Genomic DNA, 20,475 nt, shown 5'->3' on the forward strand with positions numbered 1-20,475 from the left:
ATGAGCGCATTCAGTGAAGCATTATTCGGCGTTATCGAAAATAAAATCAGCCCGATTGCCGCCAGACTGTCCAGTCAGCGCCATGTCGTGGCGATTAAAGACGGCTTCATCTCATCGATGCCTTTCCTGATTGTCGGGTCGTTTATGCTGCTGTTTGCGCATCCGCCATTTAGCGCTGACAGCGAGTGGGCATTCGCCCGCTGGTGGCTGGATATGGTGGCGCGCTATTCTGAACAAATCATGATGCCGTACAACATGACCATGGGCGTGATGGCGGTGTATATCGCGGCGGGTATTTCGTATAACCTGGCGCAGAGCTATAAAATGAACGGCTTTATGGCCGCCTGTCTGTCACTGATGTCATTCCTGCTGGTGGCGTCGCCGCAGGTGGGGAAATCTCTGCCCGTCGGTTCACTGGGCGGCGAGGGGATTTTTACCGCCATTCTGGTCGCGCTGTATACCACGGAACTGATGCACTTCCTGCAAAAACACAATATCGGTATTAAGCTGCCGGAGCAGGTGCCGCCGAAGATCCGTCAGTCATTTGATCTGTTAATCCCGATTCTGGCTATTTTCCTGACGCTGTTCCCGCTCAGTCTGTGGATGCAGAGCGAGTTTAATATGCTGATCCCGCAGGCGATCATGGCGATTTTCGCCCCGATTATTTCGGCATCGGACTCCCTGCCTGCGGTGCTGATCGCCGTACTGCTGTGCCACCTGTTGTGGTTTGCCGGCATCCATGGCGCGGTCATTGTTGGCGGCATTCTGCAGGCATTCTGGCTGACTAACCTCGGCATCAACCAGCAGGCGCTGAACGCAGGCGAGCCGATCACCCAGATCTTTATCGAGCCGTTCTGGCAATTCTTTATCGTCGTGGGTGGTTCGGGTGCCACGATGGGGCTGGTGCTGCTGTATCTGCGTAGCCGCTCAGTGCATCTGCGTTCGATTGGTAAACTGGGGCTAATCCCGGGCATGTTTAACATCAATGAGCCAATCATCTTTGGTTCGCCGATCGTGATGAACCCACTGCTGTTCATTCCATTTATTACCGCACCGCTGGTGAATGCGATTATCGCCTGGACTGCCACCCGCACCGACCTGGTGAATCATGTGGTGTCGCTGGCACCGTGGACCACACCAGGACCAATTGGCGCCGCCTGGTCCACTGGCTGGGACTTCCGCGCGATTATCCTCGTGCTGGTGCTGATTGGCGTGTCGACGCTGATTTACTACCCCTTCTTCAAAATGTATGAGCGCCAGCTGCTGGAACAGGAAGCTGAGAGCTTAGAAACCGTGGAGAGCAAATAATGGAACTCGATGAAACCACCGTCATGGAACTGATTATCCAGGCGGGTGAAGCGCGCTCGATGTCGATGGAAGCGCTGCGGGCGGCACGTAACTATGACTGGGCGACCGCGGACAGCATGCTGACTGCCGCCAGTGCGGCAGCGAAAGCGGCGCATAAGATTCAGACCACCCTGATCGGTGCCGATGAAGGCTGCGGCAAGATCCCGGTGAATCTGATTCTGGTGCACGCACAGGACCATTTAATGAACGCCATGCTGTGCCGTGAACTGGCAGAAGAGATCATTGCGTTGCATCGGGAAATTGCCGCACTGAAACAGGCTAAATAACAGGAGAAAAGGATGAAACATCAGCAGTTAACGCCATTCCCTGACGGTTTTCTCTGGGGAGCCTCAACCTCAGCCTATCAGGTTGAAGGTGCGTGGAATGAAGGCGGGAAAGGTCCGTCAGTGATCGATAAAGCCACTTTTAGCGACAAAATCACTGATTTCACCGTCACCAGCGATCACTATCACCGCTTTAAGCAGGATGTGGCGTTGTTTGCTGAACTGGGGTTAAGAACCTACCGTTTCTCCATCGCCTGGAGCCGCCTGTTCCCGCAGGGCAGCGGTGAGCTGAATGCCGAAGGTGTGGCGTTTTATCAGCAACTGATTGATGAACTGCGTCACCATAATATTGAACCGCTGGTGACGCTGTATCACTTTGATCTGCCCTGGGCGCTGCAGGAGAAGGGCGGCTGGTCAGATCCGGCGACCATCGATGCTTTTGTCCACTTTGCGCGTACTGCGTTTGAGCTGTACGGCGATCGGGTGAATTACTGGCTGACGATTAACGAGCAGAACATGATGATCCTGAAAGGGGACGTCATTGGTACGCTGCCGCCTGGCACGCCGGACCCGCAGAAAACGCTGTACCAGCAGAACCACCATATGATGCTGGCGCAGGCGAAGGCGATGATTGCCTGTCACGAGATGCTGCCGCAGGCGAAGATTGGCCCGGCACCGAATATCTCCTGCGTCTATCCCGCGTCTTCGCGTCCGGAAGATGTGCTGGCGGCGAATAATTTTACTTCGATCCGCAACTGGCTGTACCTCGATCTGGCGTGTTTCGGCCATTACAACGCGGTGGCCTGGAGCTTTATGCGTGAGAAGGGTTATCTGCCGACCATTACTGAGCAGGAGATGGCTATTCTGCGTCAGGGCAAACCCGATTTTATCGCCTTTAACTACTACGCTTCCGCCACCGTGGGTGCCGATCTGCCGTACAGCAATGGCGAACAGGAAGCCGGTAAGTTGCTCGATCAGCAACTGGCCGGGATTGATACCATTGTGTATGTCGGCGTGGAGAACCGCTGGCTGAAGAAAAACCAGTTTAACTGGTATATCGACCCGGTCGGTTTCCGTATTACTGCCCGCCAGATTTATGAACGCTATCGCCTGACTCTGATCGTCACTGAAAACGGCCTCGGTGCGTTTGATGAGCTGACCGCGGATAACAAAGTGCATGACGATTACCGTATCGCGTATCTGCACGACCATATCGAACAGCTGCAGCTGGCGATTTCCGATGGTGTTGAGCTGTTTGGCTACTGCCCGTGGTCGGCTATCGATCTGGTGAGCACTCACCAGGGGATTCGCAAGCGCTACGGCTTTATCTACGTCAATCGCGATGAACACGATCTGAAAGATCTGGCGCGTTTTAAAAAGAAAAGTTTCAGCTGGTATCAGCGTGTGATTCAGACCAATGGTCAGAATCTGTCTGAAGGCGTCGATTATTAATTCTGCTGACTGTCAGCACTGTTTATTAGCATGCAAGAAGGATACAAAATGTCTGAGCAACAATTACCGCAAGGCTTTCTGTGGGGCGGCGCAGTCGCGGCGCATCAGGTTGAAGGTGGCTGGGATCAGGGTGGTAAAGGCGTCAGCATTTGTGATGTGCTTTCCGGCGGCGCACATGGTGTGGATCGGGTGATTACCGATGGCGTGCAGCCTGGTTACCGTTACCCGAATCACGAAGCGATCGACTTTTACGGCAACTATAAGCAGGATATCGCGCTGTTTGCCGAAATGGGTTTTAAATGCTTCCGTACTTCGATCTCCTGGACACGTATTTTCCCTAATGGCGACGAGCAGCAACCCAATGAGGCGGGTCTGCAGTTTTACGATGATCTGTTCGACGAGTTGCTGAAACATAAAATTGAGCCAGTGATTACGCTGTCGCACTTTGAGATGCCGTATCACCTGGTGAAAGAGTATGGCGGCTGGGTAAACCGTAAAGTGGTGGATTTCTTTGTCCGCTACAGCGAAGTGGTGCTGAAGCGTTATCGCCATAAAGTGAAATACTGGATGACGTTTAACGAAATCAATAACCAGCGCAACTGGCAATACCCGCTGTTTGGCTACTGCTGTTCCGGGGTGATCTTTAAAGACCATCCGCAGCCGGAGCAGGCGATGTATCAGACGCTGCACCACCAGTTTGTCGCCAGCGCCAAAGTGGTGAAGCTGGGCCATGAGATCAATCCTGAGTTTAAGATCGGCTGTATGCTGGCGCTGGTGCCGCTTTATCCGTGGTCCTGCCATCCCGATGATGTGATGTTTGCGCAGGAAGCGATGCGTGAACGTCATCTGTTTGGCGATGTGCAACTGCGCGGTTACTACCCGTCTTATATTCTCACGGAGTGGGCACGTAAGGGATATCACATTGCGATGGAAGCGGGCGATGAGCAGATCCTGCGTGAAGGCAGCGCGGATTACCTCGGTTTCAGCTACTACATGAGTAACGCCGTGCAGTATGCCGCGAAGGACAACGCGGGCGGCGATGCGATTGCCGGTTTCCAGGGCAGCGTGAAAAACCCGCACGTACAGGCGTCCGAGTGGGGCTGGCAGATTGATCCGGTCGGCCTGCGCTACACGCTGAATGCGTTCTATGAGCGCTATCAGAAGCCGATGTTTATTGTGGAGAATGGCTTTGGTGCGGTCGATAAAGTGGAAGCCGATGGCCAGATTAATGACGATTACCGCATCGCCTATCTGCGCGCCCATATTGAACAGATGAAGAAAGCGGTCATTGAAGATGGCGTCGATTTGATGGGATATACGCCGTGGGGTTGTATCGACTGCGTCTCCTTTACCACCGGCCAGTACAGTAAGCGCTACGGCTTTATCTATGTGGATAAACATGATGATGGCACCGGTTCAATGGCGCGTTCACGTAAGAAAAGCTTTACCTGGTATCAGCAGGTGATTGCCTCGAACGGGAATAAGATTTAACGGTTGTTATGAATCGTGCAGGCGCAGTCAGGCTCCTGCGTACATGAAAAGGCGGCGCTTTTGCCGCCTTTCTTCTAGCTGAAAATCAGCATAATTCAACATATCAGCAGCAGAATGCGTGAATACCGACGCGAATCTGTGAGCCAAATACTGTTTTTTCGCCCCTTCAATCCCTCAAAAAATCTAAAGTGACAGAAATGCGACAGTCCGGCCAGTTACGTTAATTAGCAGGCGTATAATCCTCATGGCTGTAAAACCTAAACCGTGAGGGCTGATTATGTGCGCATATTATTATGTGACAAGGATGCCGCAAAAAAACGGGTTTCATGAAGTTCACATTCAGGGCTGTGGCCGGATGCCAGACAAAAAGGATGCCCGCGTTTTTCTGGGCAGTTTCTACACACCGCATAATGCATGGCAGACGGCAAAACTCTACTACTCTGCCGCGAAAAAGTGTCCGCACTGCATGCAGTAAACGTTGCTGTTATCCGGGACTGCTGCCAGTCCCGGACATTTGCCGTTTTCCATCTCCGGCACCCGGTGGCAATCAGACCGGCCAGCCAGCATCCAGCATGTGGCGTTGCTGCTGCTCCGTGTAAGTCACCAGCGAATTTTTGCTATTGGAACGTGCCAGAATCCATTGTCTTTCGGCTTCATTCAGTGCCTGTGCCGGTTGCCAGAATGGGGTAATGGCATGCTCCTGCAGCCAGGATGACAGCTGCAGAGCAGGAGTGTCGTTGTGGCTGGTAAACAGCTGCCGTGCCAGTTCGCTCATCAGTTGCCTCTGAAGTGGATGCTCACTTTCATTTAGCAGGGTTAAGAAAGGAAACAGCAGGCGGCCGCAGACTTCGCCGTGGTGGTAATCCTTAATCGCCCCCAGTTCACCGGCAATACCGTGAATGACCCCTAAGCCAGCGCTGCTCAGGCTGACGCCGCCGAGCCAGGAGGCAATCATCATCTGCTCACGCGCCTGATCGCCTTGCTCTCCCGGTTGATTCAGCGCAGGCCAGCCAGCGACAAAAGCCTGCATGCCGCTGAGCGCCAGCTGACGGGTAAACGCGTTGCCTTTGCTGGAAAGATACGCTTCAAACAGGTGGGTAAAGGCATCGATGGCGCAGCAGGCCAGCACATGATCGGATGCGCCCTGCAGCAGCTGCGGATCAAGGATAGCAACCTGTGGCACAAAGTTGGCGTGGCGCAGTGAGGCTTTCACCTTAATTTCATCTTTGTCAGTCACCACCGCGTTTTGTGTCACTTCACTGCCGGTTCCTGCGGTGGTGGGGATGGCGATCAGCGGCAGGGTTTTACCGCTGAGTTTGCTGTCGCCGACCTTCTCCAGATAGCGCAGGGTGTTAAGTGGGTGCTCACTTAATGCAGCAAAGGCTTTCGCTGCATCCAGCACGCTGCCACCGCCGATCGCGACCACGCGTGAAACCTTACCGCGCCAGCGGGCAACCTAGGCATCGAGTTCCGCCGGGGAAGCTTCATGGCTGACAATTTCATGGCCGGTCAGCAGCGGATCCAGCTGCGGTTTCAGGGCTGCATAAGCCGCGCCCTGCAAAAATGAGCGGCCACAGAACAGCAGGGTGGGCAGCGGCGTTGCGCTCAGCAGCGGCACTAATTCTTTCAGGCTGCCGTGACCGAAAAAGGTGTGTTGATTGGAAAGCATCAGACTGATATTCATCGGGTATTCCCTCCTGTTCCGTTCTGAACCAGGCGGACAGTCTAGCAGTATCACGCCACTGATGGCGCGAAAAAGGCGCAGCGGTGTCACATTTCAAAACTTTGATCATCATCTCAAAATGTAAATTCCCCGCCACAGACGGATTACACTGCGTGAATGTTACCGTTAACATGTTATCGGTAACAGCCTGTGCTATCTGCAGCTGTCATCCTGTATTCTGACCCGGCGCTCTGCCTGCGGCGCCGGTAATAATGATAAATATGCCGCCATCAGCATGACTGATGGCGCACCGGAGAAGAATGTATGCCCTTAGTCATCGTCGCCATTGGCGTAGCCTTGTTGCTGTTGCTGATGATTCGCTGGAAACTGAACGGATTTGTGTCACTGATACTGGTTGCGCTGGCAGTCGGTATTATGCAGGGAATGCCGGTAGATAAAGTGATTAGCTCAATTAAAGCCGGTGTTGGCGGAACCCTGGGCGGCCTGGCGCTGATCATGGGATTCGGTGCCATGCTGGGTAAGCTGCTGGCCGACTGCGGTGGCGCGCAGCGCATTGCCACCACGCTGATCGATAAATTCGGTCCTAAGCATATTCAGTGGGCGGTGGTGCTGACCGGCTTTACCGTCGGTTTCGCTCTGTTCTATGAAGTGGGCTTTGTGCTGCTGCTGCCGCTGGTGTTCTCCATCGCGGCATCTGCCCGCGTGCCGCTGCTGTTTGTCGGTGTCCCGATGGCTGCCGCGTTGTCCGTGACTCACGGTTTCCTGCCACCACACCCAGGCCCGACGGCTATCGCCACGCTGTTTAATGCCGATATGGGTAAAACCCTGCTGTTTGGTACGTTGCTGGGAATTCCGACCGTGATTCTGGCTGGTCCGGTGTATGCACGTTTCCTGAAAAGTATCGATAAACCGATCCCGCAGGGTCTGTATAACCCGAAAACCTTTACTGAAGAAGAAATGCCAGGATTTGGCGTCAGCGTCTGGACTGCACTGGTGCCCGTGATTCTGATGGCGCTGCGTGCCGTCGCGGAAATGGTGCTGCCGAAAGGTCACGTACTGCTGCCGTATGCGGAATTCTTTGGTGACCCGATTATGGCGACGCTGATTGCCGTGCTGATCGCGATTTTCACCTTTGGTCTCAACCGTGGTCGCAGTATGGATCAGGTAATGGAGACGCTGAGCAGCTCGATTAAAATCATCGCCATGATGCTGCTGATTATCGGTGGTGGTGGCGCCTTTAAACAGGTGCTGGTGGACAGCGGCGTGGATAAATATATCGCCAGTCTGATGCACGCCAGCGATGTGTCGCCGATTCTGATGGCATGGGGTATCGCGGCGGTACTGCGTATCGCGCTGGGTTCTGCCACCGTTGCGGCGATTACCGCCGGGGGGATTGTGGCGCCACTGATCGTCACCACCGGCGCCAGCCCGGAGCTGATGGTGATTGCCGTCGGTTCCGGCAGTGTCATCTTCTCACACGTGAATGACCCAGGTTTCTGGCTGTTTAAAGAGTACTTTAACCTGACGATTGGCGAGACCATCCGTTCCTGGTCGGCACTGGAAACCATTATTTCCGTGTGTGGTCTGGTGGGATGTCTGCTGCTGGCGAATGTGATTTAACACGTCGTACGTGCGCTGAACGAACCGGAGCGGGCAACCTCTCCGGTTTTTTTACTGGTAGAGAGGAAACAATAACTCGGGCCACCAGGGATGACCCGAGAAAAGAATCTTAATGCGGCTGTTGGAATCCAGCCTTTAACATTTCATCGCGTAGCACTCGGGTGATATCGCGATTGCCACCGGTTACTGGATAGATAACATTATTCACCACGTCGTCCAGGTAGTGCTCATCGAACTCCTGCATACTGAGCGTGGTACCACCCTCATCACTAATCGCAATGGTGCCTCTGATGTGATTGCCCGCATCCTGCGCTTTCAGGCAGTACCTTCCCATATGTGTGTCAATCGTGCTCATATGATCTCCTCGTTACCGGGTTGATTTGTTCATAACAACTGAGGCCCGAGCCACGCGTTAAGTTTAGTCGCCAGAGGCGCGGGGGGGAAACTGCGCAGGGAGGAATGTTGCGACACGTGATCCTGTCCGCATATTTATGGCAGTCCATCAGCAGAAGAAAAAGTGCCTGGATCGGCTGTAATCAGAATCTTCAACTATACTTAAAATACGGGCGCAACATACAGGTTGGGCTAACTGGCGAGGAAAATAGAATGAAGATTGTACTGTGGATTATTGCCATTATTTTTATTGTTGGTCTGCTAAGGAAGGTGCGATTTAATCATTCAAAGTTCTGTTCATGACTACAATGATTGCCGTTCATCTATCGTTTTCAGTGTTTTGGGCGGTTCTTTGTTCATTTACCATACGATGACAGGACGAAAAAATGGTTCCCATCGAATTAATCGCACCTTCCCTAATACAGCTAAGGACTCCACTGAACCCCACCGATTAAATCGCACCTTCCTTAACGATGATTGAGACGGCGCGATAAACGATCACCAAAGAACTGCAGCAGTGTGACCAGCGCCACCAGCACCACAATCACGGTAATCATGACCTGACTGTCAAAACGCTGATAACCATAGCGATAAGCGAGATCACCCAGCCCTCCGGCGCCAATAGCACCCGCCATCGCCGAAGCGTTGATCATCGTGACCAGCGTAATGGTAAACCCGCTGACGATACCGGGACGAGCCTCAGGCAGTAAAACATGCCAGATAATATGCCAGCGATGAAAACCCATCGCCTGTGCCGCCTCCACCAGTCCACGATCCACCTCGCGCAGGCTGACTTCAGCAATACGGGCAAAGAATGGCGTGGCGGCCAGCGTTAACGGTACCGTTGCCGCCCAGACGCCATAGGTCGTGCCCACAATCAGCCGGGTAAACGGGATCAGCGCCACCATCAGGATCAGAAACGGGATCGAACGAAACAGGTTCACCAGCCAGCCCAGCAGACGATTCAGCAACGGACGGGAAAACAGATTATCGCGGTCGGTGATCACCAGAATGACGGCCAGCGGTAACCCCAACAGCAGTGCTGCCAGTGACGATGCTCCCACCATCAGCAGCGTGTCGAGAAAGCCATACCATAAACGTTCAGGTTGCAGTGACATAACCCAGGACTCCAATACGATCAGCAAAAGTGGCGTGGTGCGGCAGCGATAACGGCTCTGCCTGAGCGGCAGCCAGCAGCAGGATCTGTCCAACCTGCCGTCCCTGAACCCATTCGAGTTTGCTCTGTAACAGCGTAATATCACTGCCCAGTGCCGCGGTCAGTGCACTGAGTTGCGGCTGCGCGCCCTGTCCGGTGTAATTCAGACACAGTAAAGCGCGCGACTGCGGTGATTGCGGCTGTTCAGTCAGCTGTGTGGCAAGGGCTTCCGGCAGGCTGTCGCGCAGTGGATTGAGCAGAATACGCGTGGTGTCCTGCTGTGGATCACCATACACCTGCCAGACAGGCCCCTGTTCAATCACTTCACCGCGCTCCAGCACTGCCACCTGGTGGCACAGATCGTGAATCACATCCATTTCATGGGTGATCAGCACAATAGTAATTTTCTTCTGGCGATTGATATCGCGCAATAGCATGAGAATGGATCGGGTGGTTTCCGGGTCGAGTGCAGACGTCGCTTCATCGCACAGCAGCAGCTGCGGATCGTGCACCAGTGCCCGGGCAATCCCCACCCGCTGTTTTTGCCCGCCGGACAGCTGAGCGGGATACGCATACTGACGTTCTTCCAGCCCCACCAGTTTCAGCAGCTCATCCACTTTTCGCCGCCGCTCAGCAGGCGGCACACCCGCCACCCGCAGCGGCAGGTCTATATTCTGTCGCACCGTTTTCGCCGAGAGTAAGTTGAAATGCTGGAAAATCATCCCGGTGCTGCGCCGCCAGTGCACCAGATCGGTCGCCGACAAGCTGCCAATGTCGACGCCATCCACCACCACCTGACCGGCAGTGGGGTCTTCAAGCCGGTTAAGGCAACGAATCAGTGACGACTTACCCGCACCACTGCGGCCGATAATGCCAAAAATCTCCCCACGTCGAATCCGCAGATCAACATTTTGCAGGGCATCCACCTGCTGTCCCGGGTAACGTTTATACAGACTATGAATCGCCACATGCACTGCGCCGCCTGCGACGGCGACGCCTTGCGCAGTGCGATCTTCAGCCTCCGGCCAGACCACACTTACTATCATTACTGACTCCAGCCTGGCACATACAGCTTGCCGTAGAATTTATCGAGACTGGCGCGCACTACCGGAGAATGCTGATAGATATCAACAAATTTACGCAGGCGTGGATCATCCTGATGACCGTCACGAATGACAAACAGGATCACGTATTCCGGGTTTTCCAGGCCGTCAAACAGCAGCGCATTATTTGGGTCGATAGTGCCTGCTGAGCGCAGGTAGTGCGGATAGCCCTGCGCTAAATCCACTTCATCCAGTGTGCGCGACAGCTGCACCGCTTCCACTTCAATAATCTTCAGATGTTTCGGGTTCTCCACGATATCGTCGACCGTTGACTTAATCCCGGAACCCGGCTTCAGCTTTATCAACCCGGCCTTTTGCAGCAGTAACAGACCGCGACCACCGTTAATGGTGTCATTGGCGATAGCGACCGTCCCGCCATCAGGAATCTGACTGATCGCAGTATGCTTTTTCGAATACAGGCCAACGTTATTGAGGATCGCAGGGGCATATTTCACCAGGTGCGAACCACTCTGCTGATTGGCATTGTCGAGGAACGGCTGATGCTGAAACAGATTCACGTCGATATCGCCATTCTCCACACTGACATTCGGTGCAATCCAGTCGCTGAACTCCACCAGTTCGACCTCCAGTCCCTGTTTTTTCGCTTCGGCGACCGCCACTTCCAGCGGTGGCGCAAATGCAGCGGTAGTACCGACTTTTAACGGGCCGGAATACTCTGCCGCCAGCGCCACGCTGCTGGCACTCAGCAGTCCGGCGAGAATAATGTGTTTCGCAAACTGGCTTACTGTCATGATGCTTCCTTATTGGGTGATGGTTTCATTGTTATGCCCGAACACGCCAGCTGGCGGCCGGATGGCTTGCAGGTAAACGGTGATGATGAAAGAGTTTTTTACGTAGTGAACCGGGCTGGTAAGCGGTTTTGTAGCGGCCACGCTGTTGCAGTTCCGGCACCACCAGGTCGATAAAATCGTGGTAACTTTGTGGATTGAGGATGCGTGTCAGGTTAAATCCGTCGATACCAGCATCATCCACCCAGCGCAGCAAGGCATCCGCTACCTGACCCGGTTCGCCGACAATCAACGGATAGCGACTACCGAGCGCGTGCTGTTCCAGCAGACGTCGCCGCGTCCAGCCGTTATAGCTCTGGCTGACTGATTCAATGGCCCGCGTCGAGCCGGTCTGAATCGGCTCATCCAGCGTAAAACGCGCTAAATCGATACCAATCGAACTGGAAAAATGCGCGATGCCCGCTTCCGGACTGGCATAGTGCAGATACTCACGCTGTTTCTCCTGTGCTTCGCGTTCTGTCGGCGCGACAATGACCGCCACGCCCATAAAGATCTTCAGATCGTCTGCCTGTCGCCCGGCTTCCTGCACCAGCTGGCGCAGCATCTGTACCTGACTGCGCATCGCCTCTGGCGTGCGACCATTAACAAAGCTGCACTCGGCATGTCGCGCCGCGAAACGCATACCACGTGCGGAACTGCCTGCCTGAAACAGTAATGGTGTACGCTGTGGTGAAGGTGAAGACAGGTGATAGCCCTCCAGCTGATAAAACTCCCCCTGATGCCGTATCGGGTGGATTTTGCTGGCATCGGCATACAGACGGCGCTCACGATCCGCCACCACGGCATCATCCTGCCAGCTGCCTTCCCACAGCTGGTACGCCACATCGAGAAACTCATCAGCCTGGTCATAACGACGGTCGTGGCGGGTCAACTCATGCTGCCCCATTGCCCGTGCGGCGCTGTCGAGATAGCCAGTGACAATATTCCAGCCAATGCGGCCATTGGTGAGATGGTCGAGAGTGGAAAAGCGGCGGGCAAAGGGATAAGGCGACTCATAGCTGAGATTAGCGGTCACGCCGAAACCGAGATGTTCCGTGACACTGGCCATCGCGGATACCAGCAGCAGCGGATCGTTAACCGGTAACTGAATCGACTCGCTGGCGGTCAGGCCAATGCCCTGCTGATAGACGTCATAAACGCCGAGAATATCGGCAATAAACAGACCATCAAACAGCCCGCGTTCCAGTAACCGTGCCAGATCCAGCCAGTAATTCAGCGAGTTGAATTCGACAGAACGATCCTGCGGATGCGTCCACATACCATGATGAATATGCCCCACGCAGTTCATATTAAAGGCGTTGAGTAACACCTGTTTCCGCTGGCGACTCATAGCGTCCCCCTGCGCGCGGGCAGCACGCCATTCAGCACATAGTTACCAATCGCCGGATATTTCCAGCGCACCGGATCGTGCAGCGTATGCGTGCGTGCGTTGCGCCAGTGACGGTCGAGATTATGCTCGCGCAGTGCCGCGCGGCTGCCGGACAGTTCAAACAACAGATTACCTGCCGCCAGCGACAGCTCGGTGGTCCAGGCGCGAACTTCCGCCACCCGTACCGACGCCTCCGCGACATGGTAAGCATCCAGATGCCGCTGGGCGGCATCCACCGCTTCTCCCGCTTCCTGCAACAGTGCATCGCCAGCCTGCAAGCGCGCGGCAAGCTGGCCGACGCGGTCGATCAATAAAGGATCGTCGCTGGCGCGTTCCACACCGGCATCCGGCCAGGGACGTGCGCGCTGGTTGATGAAATCGAGCATATCGCGGAACGCCGCCTGGGCGATGCCCTGATCGATCGCCGCGTGCATCAACTGCGCAAACGGGCCGACACTGGTTGGTCGTTCAAAGGCACTCTGAAATGGCACGATATCGTCACCATCGATGCGGACGGCATCAAAGATGACTGTACCGCTGCCTGTGGTGCGCTGGCCGAAACCGGACCAGTCATCAGTTACTGTCACACCGGGCTGATGACGTGGCACAAAGATCAGCTGCTCTATCCCGTCGCGATCTTTCGCCGCCGTGGGGATGCGGTCGGCAAACAATGCGCCAGTGGCGTAAAACTTGCGCCCCTGCAACAGATAACTGTCGCCATCAGGCAGGACGGCGGTACTGCGGTAATGTGCCGCAGCTGAACTGAACTCCGCCAGTGCATTACCGAGATGCACACCCTCAAGCACCTCCAGGTACAGCCGCTGTTGCTGGCTACTGCTGCCGTTAACACGCAACACCTCCAGCGCATAGAAATGGTTCTGCGGAATCTGACCAATCGAGGAGTCCGCTGCACACAGAATGGCGATCACCTGTGCCACCACCGCACTGGAGAGCGCTGCTCCGCCAAACTGCGCAGGAACAGTGATCGCCCCTAAACCGGAGGCAAACAGTGTTTCCAGCTCGCTGAACGGCAATTGACGCTGGCTGTCGCGCAACGCCGCGCCCTGACGAAAATGGTGTGCCAGCTCGTGTGCGACACTGACTGCCTGTTGCGCACTGCTGATAAGGCTGGCGCGCTGTTTGGGTTTAACCTGGGTCGTCGTCATAGGGGCATCCTTAAATCCAGGCATGGCGTACCGGAAGTATTCCGTTGAGGTAGTAGTTGCCGATGGCGTGATATTTCCAGCGCACCGGATCGTGCAGCGTATGGGTACGTGCATTACGCCAGTGGCGGTCAAGTCCATGAACACTGAGGGTCGCACGGCTGCCGCCCCACTCCAGCAGCTTCTCACTGGCTTTCAGCGCCACTTCCGTGGTGAGGACTTTGGCTTCCGCCACCGCAATCGATGCCTGTGCCGCGCTTTCTGGCGTTAACAGGCTGACATCGGTCTCATCCAGCACCTGTGCAGCGCGCCGCAGCAAGGCATCAGCAGCGCGGAGCTCAATATGCAGACGCCCCACATCCGCCAGCAGATAGGGATCGTCGGCATTGCGTTCCACACCCGCATCCACCCATGGCCGTGAGTGATGGCGGATAAAGTCGCTCGCCTCATCAAACGCGCCACGGGCAATACCGGCATCAATCGCCGCCTGAATCAGCTGCGACAGCGGCCCGCGCAGTCCCGGTTTGTGGCTGTCTGGCAACGGAATCACCCACGCCGGATCAACCACCACCGCCTGCAGACGCACCGTGCCGCTGGCAGTGGTGCGCTGCCCGATACCAGACCAGTCATCGATAACCTGCAAACCGGCAGCCGGACGGGGAATAAAGGCCATCACCGGCTGGTCGTTATCTTCAAGCGCCGTGGTGACGATAATGTGAGCGAACAGCGCGCCAGTGGAGTAGAACTTATCGCCGGTAAGACGCCATTTATCACCCTGCTGTTGCAGGCGCGCCAGCACTTCGCGGGTATGGCGGGTATGCTTTTCAGGGCCGCCGTTGCCCAGTCGCTGACCCGCGATCACCGCCTGAAAAATCGCCTCCTGCTGTGCCAGTGTCCCTTCATCCAGCACAAACTGGATAATGCCGAAATGATTTTGCGGTATCTGTCCCAGTGATGGGTCAGCCGCAGAGATCAGACGAAACACTTCTGCCACGGTGCGGTAAGACAACCCTCCGCCGCCAAAGGCGCGCGGTATGGAAATACTGCCGAGACCTGAACGGCTGAAGAGTGCCAGCGCTTCCAGCGGGTAATCGCGCTCCCGGTCACGTTCGACGGCACCGGGCAGCGCCAGGGCAGCCACCGCTTTTGCCGCGGCAATAGCGTCGTCATCACGGGTGATGACCTGCGCCGTTTCCGGCGGTAGCCACAGGTCGTGATACTGATGGTGCTTGTTGTTCATCATTTTCCCCTGTTAGCTGGCGCTGGCGGTTTTACCGGTTTTGTCAGGACGGCGGTCGCCACCAATAGTTTCGCCAAACGGTCCGGTATTCACCGTGCGCTGGCGCTTCTCACTGTTGCTGCTCAACGGCAACAGCGGCATCACCAGTTCGGCAAAGCGATGCGCCTCTTCCAGGTGTGGATAGCCAGACAGCACGAAATTATTAATCCCCAGCGCCTGGTATTCACGAATGCGATCCGCCACCTGCTGCGGGTTGCCGACCAGCGCCGTACCTGCGCCGCCACGAACCAGCCCGACGCCTGCCCACAGATTGGGGCCGATACGCAGGTGTTCACGTGAGCCCTGATGCAGTGCGCTCATCCGCGCCTGTCCGGTGGAATCCATACGGGCAAAAATCTTCTGCGCGGCGGCAATCGTGTCATCATCAAGATGAGCAATCAGCCGCTCCGCTGCTGCCCAGGCTTCCTCCTCGCTTTCGCGCACGATCACATGCAGACGAATGCCGTAACTGAGCGATCGGCCATGCTGCTGCGCGCGTTCGCGCACCACCGCGATTTTTTCCGCCACCTGATCCAGTGGCTCACCCCAGGTGAGATAGGTATCAATTTGCTGCGCAGCAACATCTATCGCTGCCGGCGACGAACCTCCGAAATAAAGTGGCGGCCCGTTTTCCTGTACCGGAGGAAACAGGACTTCTGCACCATCGACATGAATATGCTCACCGTGATAGTCGACTTTTTCCCCTTTCAGCAGCCGGGAATAGACATCGAGGAATTCATGGGTGACCTGATAGCGTTCAGCGTGGCTGAGGAAGATGCCATCCCCCTTGTTCTCGACGGGATCGCCGCCCGTAACCACATTGATCAGCAGACGCCCTTCCGACAACCGGTCCAGTGTTGCCGCCATACGTGCCGCCAGGCTCGGCGGTTGCAGACCCGGACGAACCGCCACCAGATAGCGTAAACGGCGGGTGATTGGTGCTAGTGCCGAAGCGACCAGCCATGAGTCTTCACAGCTTTTGCCGGTCGGGATCAATACGCCGTAATAGCCCAGGTTGTCGGCGGCCAGCGCCACCTGTTGCAGATAGGCCAAATCCACGGCACGGCCACCTTCAGTGGTGCCGAGGTAGCGTCCGTCACCATGGGTGGGGAGAAACCAGAAGACGTTAATGTTTTCCTGTGCAGGCTCGCTCATTATCTCTTTCCTATATAACGTTATCTGAATTTATTCGATTCATACCTTACGTTTGGTTATAAAGCCAATAGCAGGAAGCATGCCACTCTGTGATTTTTTATTTATTTAATAAAATCATAGGGTTTTGAGACGGAGTGCGATCAGCGCCGTGCTGCAAATGCGGCAGGTAAAGCGCATTCGCTGTTGCGTTTGCAGCAACGTGCCCCTTTCTCCCTCTCGCCCGGTACCGGTGCGAAAGGGTATGGTGACCGTCAGATCAATCACCAGGAGTTCGCTATGCATCACCAGGGTCCCGCACTGATCGATCCTGCCTCCATCGCTTTTCAGGGAGTGCTGGATCGTCTCGCCCCCACCGATGCCACCGTATTGCTGGTGGGGGAAACCGGCAGTGGCAAAGAAGTGGTGGCTCGCTGGCTGCATCATCACAGTCCGCGCCGCGATCAACCGTTTCTGGCGGTTAACTGCGGTGCATTAACCGAAAGCCTGGCGGAGTCAGAGCTGTTCGGGCATGAGAAAGGTGCGTTTACTGGCGCAAGCGAGCGCCAGCCGGGCTGGTTTGAAGCGGCAAATGGCGGCACGTTGCTGCTCGATGAGATTGGCGAGCTTAGCCTGCCGTTGCAGGTGAAACTGTTACGCGTGCTACAGGAGCGCGAAGTCACGCGTGTCGGTTCACACCGTCCGGTCAGGGTCGATGTGCGCGTGATTGCCGCGACACACGTCGATCTGGTACAGGCGATTCACCAGCGGCGTTTTCGTGAGGATCTCTATTACCGTCTTAATGTTGCGGCAGTCAGTCTGCCGCCGCTGCGTCAGCGACGTGACGATATTCCCCTGCTGGCGGATCATTTTATGACATTGTATGCGCACCGCCTTGGACGACCTCAGTTACGGCTTAGCGCCGATGCGCTGGCGTTGCTGATGGCGTATCCCTGGCCGGGTAATATCCGCGAACTGGAAAACACGCTGCACAATGCGGTATTGCTGAGCAAAGAGGCACTGATTACCCCCCAGCAGTTGCGGCTGTCGTCTGTAGCGACGCAGCCCGATGTTGTCAGTACCGTCGCCGCCGATGATGGCGCAGCGCTGGACGGTTTTATCCGCCAGCAGTTGCAACGAGGTGAAACACAAATCTGGCAACGCATGACCGATGCGCTGGTACGCAACGCCTTTGAACTGAGCCATGGCAATCAGTTGCAGGCCGCAGCGCTGCTGGGCGTCAGCCGCCATACACTGCGCACTCATCTCGGTCATCTTGGGGTGATTAAGCCCCGGCGCAGCACGGCGGCGCGATCCTTACGTGCTCACTCCTCCAGCCAGACGGACCGGGAATTACGTATTGGTTATCAGAAGTTTGGCAATCTTGGCATCCTTAAAGCACGCCAGAGCCTGGAGCAGCAATTCAGCGCCAGCGGCATCAGTGTGTTATGGAGCGAGTTTCCTGCCGGACCGCAACTGCTGCACGCACTAAACAGTGGTGAGATCGATTTCGGTACCACTGGCGAAGCGCCTCCGGTATTCGCCCAGGCCAGCGGTAGCGAGCTGCTGTATGTGGCGTGGGAGCCTCCGGCGCCAGACAGTGTGGCGCTGGTGGTGGCTGCCGACAGTCCCATTCGGCAGATTGCCGATCTGCGCGGAAAACGCATTGCGGTCAATAAAGGGTCTAATGTGCATTATCTGCTGGTGCAAATTCTCGATGAGGCCGGACTGACCGACGATGATGTCCGCGTGGTGTATACCCCGCCGAAATATCCACTGACGCAAAGCGACCATCAGGTGCTGGATGCATGGATGATGTGGGACCCGTTGCTCAGCGAAGCGGAACAGAGCGGCCAGTTCCGCGTCATTGCCAACGGCAGCGGGCGCGTCAGCAATCATCAGTTCTATCTGGCGCACCGTGATTTCGCAGCACATTCCACCGATGTGCTGCAACAACTGGTTGCGGCACTGGAACAGACCGGACGCTATATCGACAGCCATCGCACAGAAGCCGCTGCGCTGCTCGCTGTGGAGCTCGGACTGACACCGCAATCCCTGCACCATGCACTGTTGCGCCGCAGCCATCAGACGCGACGTATGGACCAGGCCATTATCCGTGAACAGCAAACCATCGCTGATCGCTTTTATGCCCTTGGTCTGCTGCCACGCGCGATCAATGTGCGCGACGCCGTCTGGCGTGAATGATTTTTTAAGCTAATGATATGATTTTTCGTCGCTAAGCGACGGCCGTCAGGTTTGTTATGTTTCCGCCACCCCAGAAAGCAAACAGGAACATAACATGAAAAAGACACTCTTCAGCGGTCTGCTGACCGCTGTACTGCTCAGTACACTGCCGCAGGCCCAGGCAGAAAACGCACCAAAAACTGTCAATATTGGTTTCCAGAAGGCCAATATTTTCTCCCTGCTGAAATATCGCGGCACACTGGATGAGCAGTTTAAACGACAGGGTATTGAGGTTCGCTGGATTGAATTCCCCGCCGGGCCACAAATGCTCGAAGGGTTAAATATTGGCAGTATAGATCTGGCGGCGACCGGCGATGCGCCACCGACCTTTGCCCAGGCTGCCAAAGCCGACCTGGTCTATCTGGCGCATTCACCTGCCAACCCGCAGACCGAAGCGATTGTGGTGCCGGAAAACTCGCCAGTTAAAACGGTGGCGGATTTGAAAGGTAAACGTGTGGCGCTGAATAAAGGTTCCGATGTCAATTATCTGCTGGTACGGGCGCTGGAAGATGCCGGGTTAAGCTATAAGGACATCACTCCGGTTTATCTGCCACCCGCAGATGCCCGTGCCGCATTCCAGCGTGGTTCAGTGGATGCATGGGTTATCTGGGACCCGTATTATGCGGAAGTGGAAACCCACGCCCGTGCGCGGCTGGTGAAAAACGCCGAGGGTCTGGTACCACATTACACCTTCTATCTTGCCAGCCGTCAGTTTGCGGACAGTTACCCGCAGACAGCACAGAAAGTGATTACGGAACTGCAACAGCTGAGCGACTGGGCAAATCAGCATCCTGACGATGCGGCAGGTATTATGGCGCAGTCCACCGGCCTGGAGAAAAGTATCTGGCTGCGGGCAATTGCACGCATGCCTTTTGGGGCGCAGCGCATGACGCCGGAGGTGTTTGCACAGCAACAGACGCTGGCCGATACTTTTACCCGTATTGGCCTGCTACCGGTAAAGGTTGATGTTGCCAGCGCGACCTGGTCGCAGGATAAAAAATAACAACAGGGCGGAATATCTCCGCCCTCTTATCATGTCACAGGGTTATTTATCGTTGCCAAATCCCTGCTTTTTCAGCGCGTCCAGCACATGCGGGAAATAGATATGGCGATAGTAACCGGCGACGCTTTCACTCCAGCTGTCACCATCAGTACGGCCAATATCCTGCCAGTGCTGACTGATTTGCTGGTTATATTGCGCAATCTTTTCGTCGAGGTGTGCCGTCTGATAGGTCTCGTTATGGATAAACGTCTCGATCGGCAAACGTGGTTTCTGATGCGCAGGCACATCAACATAGCCCAGCGCCACACCGGCCAGCGGGAAGGTATGTTTTGGCAGCTGCACCAGTTCAACCATTTCCAGCGGTGAACGACGGATACCACCAATCGGCACCACACCCAACCCTTCTGAGCGGGCTGACGCCATCACGGATGCCAGCGCAATGCCGACATCGGTCGCGCCAGCGACGATGCTTTCGATGCTCTGATGCGCAATCTGCTGCTGATCGATCATCGCCATTGCACGTTCGCTTTTATGCATATCCAGCACAAAAGTCAGAAATACCGGTGCTTTGGCAATCCACGGCTGGCCACCAGCCAGATGAGAAATTTTCTGACGGTTTTCAGCGCTGCGGGAAACGATAACGGAGACCTGTTGCGAGTTCACTGAAGTGGGTGCGCGCCAGGCGGCGCTGATAATACGTTCCAGCAGCGCCTCTTCAATTGGTTGATCGGTAAAGCTGCGATCGCTTTTATGGCGCGTAAAATTGTCAATAACTGTACTCATGGAACCTCCGCATTAAAGTGGGTCTAGTGTACAAACCCGCGTTAATGCGGCTTTAACCAGAAATGCCGCGCGTTATGATGATTTGTGCATTAGGGAAGGTGCGATTTAATCGTCAATTATGAGAACATAACCCTTTCTTTGACATAGACTTTTCACGATGCCCG

The 20,475-nt window shown here is 55.4% G+C and carries 16 protein-coding genes and 1 pseudogene; 7 read left to right on the forward strand and 10 right to left on the reverse strand.

From position 1 onward, the window contains the following. From ACSZO1_RS10825 to ACSZO1_RS10840, 4 genes are read left to right on the forward strand one after another with little or no spacing between them, the layout of a single operon-like run. Complete coding sequence (locus ACSZO1_RS10825; protein WP_437612374.1) at positions 1–1,308, forward strand: PTS sugar transporter subunit IIC; 1,308 nt, start codon at positions 1–3, stop codon at positions 1,306–1,308. Next, positions 1,308–1,634 (forward strand): PTS lactose/cellobiose transporter subunit IIA, encoded by a 327-nt coding sequence (locus ACSZO1_RS10830; RefSeq protein WP_437612376.1) that lies wholly within the window; start codon positions 1,308–1,310, stop codon positions 1,632–1,634. The genes ACSZO1_RS10825 and ACSZO1_RS10830 overlap by 1 nt, the downstream gene beginning before the upstream one ends. Before the next feature lie 12 nt (positions 1,635–1,646). Beyond that, positions 1,647–3,083, forward strand: coding sequence for a glycoside hydrolase family 1 protein (locus ACSZO1_RS10835; RefSeq protein WP_437612378.1), 1,437 nt, complete (start codon positions 1,647–1,649; stop codon positions 3,081–3,083). A gap of 48 nt (positions 3,084–3,131) precedes the next feature. Next, the gene (locus ACSZO1_RS10840) at positions 3,132–4,574 is read left to right on the forward strand and encodes a 6-phospho-beta-glucosidase (RefSeq protein ID WP_437612380.1); all 1,443 of its coding nucleotides are present in this window, start codon (positions 3,132–3,134) and stop codon (positions 4,572–4,574) included. Between the two features lie 547 nt (positions 4,575–5,121). On the opposite strand, the pseudogene ACSZO1_RS10845 reads toward ACSZO1_RS10840, so the two are convergent. Further along, positions 5,122–6,258: pseudogene (locus ACSZO1_RS10845) on the reverse strand (iron-containing alcohol dehydrogenase). A 303-nt stretch (positions 6,259–6,561) separates the two neighbouring features. Between ACSZO1_RS10845 and gntT the strand changes: the two are divergent. Beyond that, positions 6,562–7,878: a gluconate transporter gene (gene gntT, locus ACSZO1_RS10850; protein WP_437612382.1), complete on the forward strand. Its 1,317-nt coding sequence runs from the start codon at positions 6,562–6,564 to the stop codon at positions 7,876–7,878. A gap of 109 nt (positions 7,879–7,987) precedes the next feature. Here gntT and ACSZO1_RS10855 read toward each other — a convergent pair whose 3' ends face one another. The 8 genes from ACSZO1_RS10855 to ssuD all read right to left on the reverse strand — a co-directional run bounded on the left by ACSZO1_RS10855 (position 7,988) and on the right by ssuD (position 16,305). After that, a complete protein-coding gene (locus tag ACSZO1_RS10855; protein WP_437612384.1) occupies positions 7,988–8,233 on the reverse strand; it encodes a hypothetical protein in 246 nt (81 codons plus the stop codon). 505 nt (positions 8,234–8,738) lie between these two features. After that, positions 8,739–9,389, reverse strand: coding sequence for a methionine ABC transporter permease (locus ACSZO1_RS10860; protein ID WP_437612386.1), 651 nt, complete (start codon positions 9,387–9,389; stop codon positions 8,739–8,741). Beyond that, on the reverse strand, positions 9,373–10,470 hold the full coding sequence (locus ACSZO1_RS10865) for a methionine ABC transporter ATP-binding protein (protein WP_437612404.1): 1,098 nt from the start codon (positions 10,468–10,470) through the stop codon (positions 9,373–9,375). The genes ACSZO1_RS10860 and ACSZO1_RS10865 overlap by 17 nt, the downstream gene beginning before the upstream one ends. Positions 10,471–10,472: 2 nt before the next feature. Next, complete coding sequence (locus ACSZO1_RS10870; protein ID WP_437612388.1) at positions 10,473–11,282, reverse strand: MetQ/NlpA family ABC transporter substrate-binding protein; 810 nt, start codon at positions 11,280–11,282, stop codon at positions 10,473–10,475. Positions 11,283–11,313: 31 nt separating this feature from the next. Continuing rightward, entirely contained in the window at positions 11,314–12,669 is a 1,356-nt protein-coding gene (locus tag ACSZO1_RS10875; RefSeq protein WP_437612390.1) for an LLM class flavin-dependent oxidoreductase, read from the reverse strand. Then, positions 12,666–13,874, reverse strand: a complete 1,209-nt coding sequence (locus ACSZO1_RS10880) for an SfnB family sulfur acquisition oxidoreductase (RefSeq protein ID WP_437612392.1) — start codon at positions 13,872–13,874, stop codon at positions 12,666–12,668. The genes ACSZO1_RS10875 and ACSZO1_RS10880 overlap by 4 nt, the downstream gene beginning before the upstream one ends. 10 nt (positions 13,875–13,884) lie before the next feature. Then, entirely contained in the window at positions 13,885–15,111 is a 1,227-nt protein-coding gene (locus tag ACSZO1_RS10885) for an SfnB family sulfur acquisition oxidoreductase (protein ID WP_437612394.1), read from the reverse strand. A gap of 12 nt (positions 15,112–15,123) precedes the next feature. Further along, positions 15,124–16,305 (reverse strand): FMNH2-dependent alkanesulfonate monooxygenase, encoded by a 1,182-nt coding sequence (gene ssuD / locus ACSZO1_RS10890; RefSeq protein ID WP_437612396.1) that lies wholly within the window; start codon positions 16,303–16,305, stop codon positions 15,124–15,126. Positions 16,306–16,581: 276 nt separating this feature from the next. Between ssuD and ACSZO1_RS10895 the strand changes: the two genes are divergently transcribed. Together ACSZO1_RS10895 and ACSZO1_RS10900 are read left to right on the forward strand one after the other, a co-directional pair. Next, positions 16,582–18,486 (forward strand): aliphatic sulfonate ABC transporter substrate-binding protein, encoded by a 1,905-nt coding sequence (locus ACSZO1_RS10895; protein ID WP_437612398.1) that lies wholly within the window; start codon positions 16,582–16,584, stop codon positions 18,484–18,486. A 94-nt stretch (positions 18,487–18,580) separates the two neighbouring features. After that, positions 18,581–19,528 (forward strand): sulfonate ABC transporter substrate-binding protein, encoded by a 948-nt coding sequence (locus ACSZO1_RS10900; RefSeq protein ID WP_437612400.1) that lies wholly within the window; start codon positions 18,581–18,583, stop codon positions 19,526–19,528. Between the two features lie 42 nt (positions 19,529–19,570). Here ACSZO1_RS10900 and ACSZO1_RS10905 read toward each other — a convergent pair whose 3' ends face one another. Next, positions 19,571–20,311 (reverse strand): nitroreductase family protein, encoded by a 741-nt coding sequence (locus ACSZO1_RS10905; protein WP_437612402.1) that lies wholly within the window; start codon positions 20,309–20,311, stop codon positions 19,571–19,573. Positions 20,312–20,475 lie beyond the last annotated feature (164 nt).

The organism is Erwinia sp. V71, assembly GCF_965644245.1.
Lineage (GTDB): Bacteria > Pseudomonadota > Gammaproteobacteria > Enterobacterales > Enterobacteriaceae > Erwinia.